The organism is Schlesneria sp., assembly GCF_036405755.1.
GTDB classification, from domain to species: domain Bacteria; phylum Planctomycetota; class Planctomycetia; order Planctomycetales; family Planctomycetaceae; genus Schlesneria; species Schlesneria sphaerica.
This window is the reverse complement of the sequence record NZ_DASWWZ010000401.1, coordinates 1-7,958: the sequence shown is the minus strand read 5'-3', so window position 1 is coordinate 7,958 and position 7,958 is coordinate 1. Positions and strand designations below refer to the sequence as shown.

Annotated in this window: 4 protein-coding genes; all 4 read left to right on the top strand. The window is 55.7% G+C overall.

What is annotated here, in order from left to right:
• Positions 1 to 95 precede the first annotated feature (95 nt).
• Complete coding sequence (glgB, locus tag VGE80_RS13805) at positions 96 to 1,952, top strand: 1,4-alpha-glucan branching protein GlgB (protein WP_373651946.1); 1,857 nt, start codon at positions 96 to 98, stop codon at positions 1,950 to 1,952.
• 28 nt (positions 1,953 to 1,980) lie between these two features.
• Positions 1,981 to 3,333 carry a sensor histidine kinase gene (locus VGE80_RS13800; protein WP_440593078.1) on the top strand — a complete coding sequence of 451 codons (1,353 nt, stop codon included), beginning with the start codon at positions 1,981 to 1,983 and terminating at the stop codon, positions 3,331 to 3,333.
• A gap of 308 nt (positions 3,334 to 3,641) precedes the next feature.
• Positions 3,642 to 6,158, top strand: coding sequence for an ATP-dependent Clp protease ATP-binding subunit (locus VGE80_RS13795; RefSeq protein WP_373651948.1), 2,517 nt, complete (start codon positions 3,642 to 3,644; stop codon positions 6,156 to 6,158).
• A gap of 361 nt (positions 6,159 to 6,519) precedes the next feature.
• Positions 6,520 to 7,617: a hypothetical protein gene (locus tag VGE80_RS13790; RefSeq protein WP_373651949.1), complete on the top strand. Its 1,098-nt coding sequence runs from the start codon at positions 6,520 to 6,522 to the stop codon at positions 7,615 to 7,617.
• Positions 7,618 to 7,958 lie beyond the last annotated feature (341 nt).

The following is a 7,958-nucleotide window of genomic DNA, read 5'->3' as shown; positions in this document are numbered from 1 at the left end:
TAGGATTGGCGTGCCTCAGCGCAATGGGGTTATGCACCATATTGATCTAGCCACCTGTCCCGTCCATTGCCCATTTAAACACAGGTTCTGCCCGGATGAATTCCACCCAATACCGTCATCTTGGTGCGCATCTGGCAATTGAGAATGGTGAGCCCGGCGTGAAATTTAACGTCTGGGCTCCGAATGCCACCGAAGTCTCCGTCCTGTGTGATCAGAATGCGTGGATGCACGGACGCAACTGGCTTCAATCCAGTGACAACGGTGTCTGGTGGGGTTTTGTCCCCGGAATGAAACACGGGGACCCTTACAAATTTGGCATTCGGTCGAAGCACGGGCAATTGCTTCAAAAATCGGACCCGTATGCCTTCGCGACCGAAGTCCCCCCGAAAAGTGCGTCGCTGGTTTACAACCTCGATGGCCACAAATGGCGCGATCACGAATGGATGAGCCAGCGAGAAGCCTCCAACTGGTACGAAAAGCCTGTCTCCGTCTATGAAGTCCACCTCGGTTCCTGGAAGCGGCCGACCGATGGTCGTCAGTTCTTCAACTACGTGGAACTGGCTCGGATGCTGGTGGCCTATGTGCAGGACCTCGGCTACACCCACATCGAACTCATGCCGGTGAATGAATTTCCCTTCGACGGTTCATGGGGGTACCAGGCGACTGGCTACTTCGCTCCGACCAGTCGCTTCGGAACGCCGCATGACTTCATGGAGTTTGTCGAAATCTGTCACGCAGCCGGAATTGGCGTGATCATTGACTGGGTTCCGGCTCACTTTCCCACCGACGGACATTCGCTGGGCAGCTTCGACGGAACGGCGTGCTACGAACACGAAGACCCGCGGAAAGGGTTTCACCCCGACTGGGGAACGCTGATTTTCAACTACGGTCGCACGGAAGTGCGCGAATTCCTGCTCTCGAGCGCCCGTTACTGGATTGACACGTTCCATGTCGACGGACTACGCGTGGACGCCGTAGCCTCGATGCTCTATCTCGACTACTCCCGTAAGCCCGGGGAGTGGGTGCCGAACATGTTCGGGGGACGCGAGAACCTCGAAGCCATCGATTTCCTCAAAGAAATGAATTCCGAACTGTACCGTGAATTCCCGGGCATCCTGACGATTGCGGAAGAATCGACATCCTGGGGCGGAGTTTCTCGTCCGGTCTACACCGGCGGTCTCGGTTTCGGCATGAAATGGGACATGGGCTGGATGAACGACACGCTGCGCTACTTGCGCCGTGAACCCGTCCACCGCAAGCATCATCAGAACGAACTTTCGTTCCGAATGGTTTATGCCTTCACAGAAAATTTCATGCTGCCGTTGTCCCATGACGAGGTCGTGCATGGGAAGTGCTCTCTCTTGTCCCAAATGCCGGGGGATCATTGGCAGAAGTTCGCCAATTTGCGAACCCTCTTCGGATATCAGTATACCCAGCCCGGCAAGAAGCTGCTCTTCATGGGAGGAGAGATTGGCCAATGGCTGGAGTGGAACCATAACACGCAGCTCGACTGGCCGTTGCTCGATCATCCGATGCATGCCGGAATCCATCGACTCGTCAAAGACCTGAATACGCTCTACCGGAACGAGCCGGCGCTGCATCAGCTCGATATGTCCGGCGAAGGGTTTCGCTGGATTTCCTGCGACGACGCCCAAAACAGCGTCTACGCCTACATCCGCCAGGGACGTGCCGCGAACGACCGTGTGATTGTGGTCGTCAATTTCACTCCCGTCCCTCGATACAACTACCGGATCGGCGTTCCAGTCGCCGGTTACTATATCGAGCGTATGAATACTGACTCGAGTCTCTACGGCGGCTCCAATGTGGGGAATGTCGGAGGAGTCTACTCTCAACCCGGCTCGTGCCATGGCGAAACCCAGTATCTCTCGCTCACACTCCCTCCGCTAGCCATGCTGGTCCTCAAACCAGTCACTGGCGCCGCGACGGTCTAATGGCAGGACCAGTGACATCGAAAACGTCATGACGCCAGCGGAAAATGAGTTCGACGACTTCGACTGGGGACTTGCCACTCAGGCGATCACGGTCCGAATCCGCTGGTTTGGCATCTGCATCGGTTACGTTCTCGTCAATTTCATCGGACAAGGCCACAATCGGGGCATCCTCAATGCCATTCTGCTGCTCGGAGCGATCTACGCTCTGTTCGACACCATCTGGTCCATGCGCGGACGGGTGTTTCTCAGCAAGTGGCCCGTGTTCATCTCCTTTATGGAAGCCCTCTTTATTGGCCTGCTCTGCCACTTTGACGAGGGGTTGCTGAGCGCCTTCCGTTTCTATTACTTCCTGTCACTTTTAGTCTGTGCCATTCGTTACGCCCCACTGGTCACCTGGATCACCTTTGGACTCCATTCAGCCAGCTATATGACTCTCGCGCTGACACGTCGGATTACCACCAGCGACGAGATTTCGGCCCTGATCCTGATGCCGATCTTTATTGGCTGGGTCACCTGGGCGAGTGTCTCTTTATCCGGTCTGCTGAAGTGGGCGAGCACCCGCCTGCGGGAACTGAATGCAAAGCTCCAGCAGAACCAGTCCATGCTCGAACACCGCATCAGTGAGCGCACGCGTCAACTGCAGGAGTCCCAGGCCATGCTTGTCCAACAGGAAAAGCAGGCAGCATTCGGACTTTTAGCCGCAGGAATTGCTCACGAAGTCGGCAACCCGCTGGCGGCGATCAGTTCCCTCGTGCAGCTTCTGAACCGCCGGAATATCGGAGGAGAAACCCGGGAAAAGCTGTCGCTGGTTGACGATCAGCTGCGTCGGATCCAGCGCACCCTGAGGGAACTGGTCGACTTCAGTCGTCCAGCAGTGAACGAGCAGACCCGGTGTGACGTCCACGCAATGATCGATGCGGCACTCAATATCGCCAAGTACTACAAGCGAAAAAAAGGGAAGCAAATCATCACGCGTTACGCTCAGGGCGTTCCGCTGATTATGGTCGTGCGAGACCAGCTGGTACAGGTTTTTCTCAATCTGATCCTGAATGCCATGGACGCCACCGAAGAAGGGGGAACCATCCTGATCGTGACGTCGCGACAGGACTCTTGGCTGAAGCTTGATTTCTGCGACGACGGTCATGGCGTTCCGGAAAGTTTACGCGGACGAATGTTTTCGCCCTATTTTACCACGAAAGTGACGGGTACTGGTCTGGGATTGTTCGTCAGCAAGAATATCGTCGAGCAGAACGGGGGGCGGATTGAGCTGACCCAGACGTCGTCGGAGGGGACTGTCTTTTCTGTCTTTCTGTCCTGCGGCGAGGGAACGGCCATCGCAGACGATTGCTCTGCCCCTGATTCCGCCCGGCAAGAAGCGTAATCAGTTCGGTTTGACGAATGGAGACATCGGAATGGGGGACTCGACACAAGCGGTTCTCCTTGCCCATGTGAAGACACGCTACTAGAATTCGCGGTGACCTGGAATGTTCTGGAGCGTTATCGGAGACGGCAGTTACGGCGAACCGCACATCTACGGTTTGCGGAATCAATCTAGCGAAAGCATGGCGACGTTGGGTCGATGTTTGAGTGTGAGGGATTGTCCTCGACAAATCAGGTCGTATTGGTTCAAGCGTTTCACATCGAGTTATGGCAGGTTGTCCTGTCCCTCATAACCTTGGAGGCTATGGAATGTACGAGCGATTTACTGATCGCGCCCGAAAAGTTATGCAACTCGCCAATCAGGAAGCCCAGCGTTTCAACCACGAGTACATCGGTACCGAGCACATTCTTCTCGGGCTGGTGAAGGAAGGTTCCGGTGTTGCCGCGAACGTCCTGAAGAACCTCGAAGTTGACTTGCGCAAGATTCGTCTGGAAGTTGAGAAGATCGTCCAGTCGGGGCCCGACATGGTCACGATGGGCAAACTTCCCCAGACGCCTCGAGCAAAAAAGGTTGTCGAGTATGCAATGGAAGAGGCGCGAAATCTCAACCACAATTACGTCGGTACCGAGCACCTTCTGCTGGGCCTGATCCGTGAACAGGAAGGTGTCGCTGCACAAGTCCTGATGAACCTGGGTCTGAAGCTTGAGGACGTCCGAGAAGAAGTCCTCAACCTGCTGGGACACGGTGTCGATGGTGGCGCGGAAGGCTCTTCCGAACGCGCTGGTGCCGGCCAGGCTGGCCCCGCCGGAAAGACCCCCAAAAGCAAGACCCCCGCGCTCGACAGCTTCGGCCGTGACCTGACCGAACTGGCCCGCCAGTCGAAGCTCGATCCCGTCATCGGTCGTTCCAACGAAATCGAACGCGTCATCCAGATTCTCTGCCGCCGACAGAAGAACAACCCCGTCCTGCTGGGGGAAGCCGGCGTCGGTAAGACCGCAATCGTCGAAGGCTTTGCCCAGATGGTTGTGAACGGCGAAGTTCCGGAACTGCTGCGAGACAAACGAATCGTGGTGCTGGATCTGGCGATGATGGTCGCCGGTACCAAGTACCGTGGTCAGTTCGAAGAACGCATCAAGGCCGTGATGAACGAAGTCAAGCGAGCCAAAAATACCATCCTGTTTATCGACGAGCTTCACACGCTGGTCGGTGCCGGGGGTGCTGAAGGTGCGATTGATGCTTCCAACGTCCTGAAGCCCGCTCTCAGCCGTGGCGAAATCCAGTGTATCGGTGCGACCACACTCGATGAGTTCCGCAAGTACATCGAAAAAGATGGTGCGCTGGAACGCCGGTTCCAGACAGTCGTTGTCGAGCCCCCATCTCCTTCGCAGACGATCGAGATTCTCAAAGGCTTGCGAGATCGTTATGAGCAGCACCATCGCGTACAGATCACCGATGACGCGCTCGCCAAAGCCGTGGAGCTGTCGACCCGGTATATCACCGCACGGTGCCTTCCAGACAAGGCGATCGATGTCATCGACGAATCGGGGGCTCGCATCCGCCTGAAGTCGATGGTTCGTCCGCCCGATCTGAAGGAACTCGAAGGCGAAGTCGAACGCCTGAACGCAGCGAAAGAGGAAGCCGTTGCCAATCAGGACTTCGAAAAGGCAGCCGCTCTGCGTGACCAGGCTGATAAGCTGAAGAAGAAGAAAGAAACGATCAACAAGGACTGGCGAGAAAAGTCCAAAGAGAAGGAAGGTGTCGTCGACGCCGAAGTGATCGCGGAAGTCGTCGCGAAGATGACCGGAATCCCGCTGACACGTCTGTCGAGCGAAGACGCTGTCCGTCTGCTGCGGATGGAAGAAGAACTGCATCGCCGGGTGGTCAGCCAGAACGAAGCCATCAAGCAGGTTGCGAAGTGCGTCCGACGCAGCCGCAGCGGCTTGAAAGATCCTCGTCGTCCGACAGGAGTGTTCCTGTTCGCCGGTCCAACCGGGGTCGGGAAAACGCTGACAGCCAAGACGCTCGCAGAATTCATGTTCGGTGATCAGGACGCCTTGATCCAGATCGACATGAGCGAATACATGGAGAAGCACAACGTCAGCCGTCTGATCGGTGCTCCTCCAGGATATGTCGGCTTTGAAGACGGTGGTCAGCTCACCGAAAAAATCCGACGTCGTCCGTACGCGGTCGTGCTGCTGGACGAAATCGAGAAGGCTCACCCAGACGTCTTCAACATGCTGCTGCAGATCATGGAAGAAGGTCACCTGACCGACAGCTTTGGTCGCAAGGTCGACTTCAAGAACACCATTCTTATTATGACGACGAATGCCGGGGCACTCGCCGTCAATAACGAGTTTGGATTTGCTCCGAAAGATACCGACACAAGCTACGATCGCATGAAGGAACGCCTCATGCACGAACTCGAACGCGAGTTCAAGCCAGAGTTCCTTGGTCGTCTGGACGAAGTCGTTGTCTTCCGGTCGCTGACCGAAGAAAACCTGAAGCAGATCGTCGTGATCGAACTTGCCAAGGTCCGTGAACGCCTTGCAGAAAAGGGTCTGACCCTGGTTCTGACCGAAGAAGCAAAGCAGTTCATTATCTCCAAGGGAAATGCGACTGAATATGGTGCTCGTCCGCTCCGCCGGGCAGTCGAGACCTATATCGAGGATCCGCTTTCGGAAAACCTGTTGCAGGGATCGTTTGAAGGCTTCAACACCATCACCGTGAAGGTGAAGGAAGTCGGCGATCAGAAGCAACTCGACTTCGAAGCATCGACACAGGAACATGCACCAGCAACCGAACTGGCAGAAGCTCAGACGACCTGATCTTCCGCCCGGCGTTGCTGCTCGTTGAACGACTCAGCTCGATCACCTTTCGATCGGGCTGAGTTTTTTTGTGCACTGCAGTCAGTTCACCGTCAGAAAAGACCTCGCGTCGGCTATCCGCCCGCGAAACTGAAGCCGTATTTCGCCTAAAGCGCATTTTGCAAAGGAAAGAGTCGTAATTCTCGTGATAACCGAATGTCGCTCGTTGACATCGCCTCTCAGACCGGGTTAAAACGAATTCGGTAAGTCTACGGAGTTTTTCAGAAGTGCGACGGAGTCGCTCAATGACAGTCGGCGTCAGGGAGAATGCGGCGCAGACGACTGTCAGACTGAGTCGTTCAGAGTGAAGGTGTAAGTCATCATGGCACGCGCAGCGAAGCTTGCAATCGTGTTCGCGTCAGTTGTGGGGTTTTCCCTGGCATCTCCCGTCGAGAGTCAGGCAGGGGTCATCCCCTGGATGTATGATGCCATTTTTGGCCCTGTGGGCAGTATCCGCGCAAACAGCACTTATGCTCCGGCGGCGGTCGGCTACGCTCCCTATTCTGCCTACCAAGCCTCCTATACTCCCATGACGGTGGCTTACGCCCCCATCGATGGAAGTTACGGCTCTGTCGCCGAACCGATGTACACGTCGTATGCGCCGGCCTATTCTTACTCGGGCGTGACCACAGCAGGCTATCGCTCACTGGATTCAGGCTGTGCCTGCAACCAGTCCACAAGTTATGTTCCATCGTCAACGTATGGGGCCGCCTATGGGTACGGGCCTTCGTACTATGGAAGCACAGGCTGTAGCTCCTGCTCCGGTGGCAATTGTTCCAGTGGCAACTGTGGAGTGGGTTGCTCAAACTGCAATGTTGGACCGGGATCCACCACTGCCGGATACGGTTCCACCAGCACGACTGGTCCGATTCCCGAACCAGATCCCAACAATACCGGCCGTGACGATCGATCCAAAATCTACGAACTCGAGCGACGACTCGACGAACTCGACCAGCGACAGCGATACGACGAACGCTATTTCCGACGTCAGCATCAGGACTATTCACCGAACACCCCGAACTCAAACCGGGATGCTCGCGAGGAAGAAGAAGTGAAAGCTCGGCGGAAGCAGTCAACGTTCGGTTCAGACTCCGACTCGGATCCCAGCAAGTATCCTCCTCCAGTAAAGCGATCACCCGCTCCCGCAGACGATCAGGAACCCGAAGAACGATTCAAGCCAAGCCTGGATGTTCCCCCCACGAACGAAAAGCCTGCGACCGAAGCGGACGGAACAACTCAGGTCAAAGAAACAGAACCCCAGGCACTGAACATGGAAACTCGCATCACTGCTAAGGCCGTGACCCCCAAGGTCCGACTGCAGATCCGGACAAAGCAGGGTGCCACTTCCGTCGCGAAGTCGGTAAAGCCGTCAGTCAAAACGTCGGTCAATCCCGTGCCTGTGACAGTCGCCAAACAGTAATCCGCTCTGAATGCCGGCGGGCAAGGCCCAAATTGCAATTCGGGCGATTTGGCTCTTGCTGACAGAAATGTCTACCGGCTCTTGCGTTGTCGCGATTGAGAATAACTCCAGACTGGCAGGTGCACCAAGCAGCTGCCAGTTTTGGTTTTCACATCCCGCTGACATGTCTTCAATCGACTTCCGTTACTGGCAGGATTCAATCCGTCAGTGCATGATTCGCTGATGATTCCGCCAGCCTGTGGTCGATGGTCTGGCAAACTTGAGATAACGACACTTCTACACGCTGACGTCAGTTCATACTGACGTGGTCAAGGACGAATCTCGCATGTTTCTCGGTATCG